Here is a 1,541-nt window from a genome sequence, read left to right on the forward strand (position 1 = left end):
GGGCAAGGCCGTGAAGTTAAGAGGGTGGATAGCGAAGTCAAGAGGTAGCCGCCGCCTTCTCCCTGCCTGAGGCAAGGCAAGCGGAGTCCCTGGTAGACACGACTCATCCGCCAAGACGACGTCGCTGTCCGTTCTTCCCAGGGGCTCCGCTTGCCTGTCCAGTCTGCCACCGATCCCGCATCCGCATCCCATGAGGACATCCTGGCTCCCGGCCATCTGGGTGATCTCACCCGCATCGTCTCCCGCGACATGGTCGACGCGGCCCTGGCCGAGACCGGCGCCCACTCCACGCGGATGCGTAAGCTGCCCGCCCGCGTCACGGTCTACCTGCTGCTGGCCGCCGCGCTGTTTGAGACCATCGGCCACCTGGCCGTGTGGCGCAAGCTCACCTGCGCTCTGGACCCCGCGCGCATCCCCCGCATCAGCGCCGCCGCGCTGTGGCAGGCCCGCACCCGGCTCGGGCCAGCCCCGCTGCGTGCCCTGTTCGACCTGCTGCGCGGCCCCGTCTCGGCCATCCGCACCCCCGGTGCCCGCTTCCACGGGTTGCTGGTGTGTGCTCTCGACGGCACCTACCTCGATACGGCCGACAGCCCGCACCTGCGCTCGTGCTTGGGCAAGGGCTCCAACCAGCACACCTGTGCCGTGGGCTATCCCCAGATTTGCCTGAGCGCGCTGGTGGCCTGCGGTACCCGCGCCGTCATCGATGCCGCATTCGGCCCCCGAACCGCCGGCGAGACCGCCTACGGCCGGCATCTGTGCGCCTCGCTGCGCCCGGGCATGATTGTGCTGCTGGACCGCGGATTCTCCTCCAACACGTTCCTGGCCGGGGCCGCCGACACCGGCGCGGACTTCCTCGCCCGCCTCAACGGGGTGCGCAGGCCGCCCGTGCTGCACCGGTTGGGTGACGGGTCGTTCCTGTCGCGGATCGGCGGTGTGCGGGTGCGCGTGATCGAGTGTGCGATCACCATCACCACCTCCCAGGGCAGGCGCACCGGTGCCTACCGGCTGGCCACCACACTGCTCGACCACCGCGCCCACTCGGCCGCCGACCTGGTCGGGCTCTACCACGAGCGCTGGGAGATCGAATCGGCCTACTTCGCGATCAAGAAGACGATCCTGGGGCGCCGTGTGCTGCGCTCGCGGACCCCGGCCGGTATTGCCCAGGAGGTCTATGCGCTGCTGGTGGCCTACCAGGCGCTGCGCATCGCCATTGCCGACGCGGTTGGGACCGCGCCTGGCACCGATCCTGACCGGGCGGGGTTCAGCGTGGCGCTGGAGGCCGCCCGCGACCAGGCCATCCGAGCTGCCAACACCACCGAGGACACCACCATCGACCTCATCGGCACCATCGGAGCCCGGGTTCTCAACAACCTCCTGCCGCCCCGGCGACTACGCATCAGCCCGCGCGCGGTCAAGCGCCCGCTGTCGCGTTACGCCTACAAAAGCCTCAACATCGACCGCCGCAGCTACAAGGCCACAGTCAAGATCGACCTCTTGACCGGAGCAACTTCTCCTTAACTTCACGGCCTTGGCCTAAAGCC

General features: G+C 69.0%; 1 protein-coding gene. It reads left to right on the forward strand.

Annotated features, from left to right (window positions below; translation table 11 throughout):
* The first annotated feature begins 150 nt into the window (after positions 1-150).
* Complete coding sequence (locus VS93_RS26335; RefSeq protein WP_201776772.1) at positions 151-1,518, forward strand: IS4 family transposase; 1,368 nt, start codon at positions 151-153, stop codon at positions 1,516-1,518.
* Positions 1,519-1,541 lie beyond the last annotated feature (23 nt).

It is taken from the genome of Allosalinactinospora lopnorensis (assembly GCF_000981225.1).
GTDB classification, from domain to species: Bacteria; Actinomycetota; Actinomycetes; order Streptosporangiales; family Streptosporangiaceae; genus Allosalinactinospora; species Allosalinactinospora lopnorensis.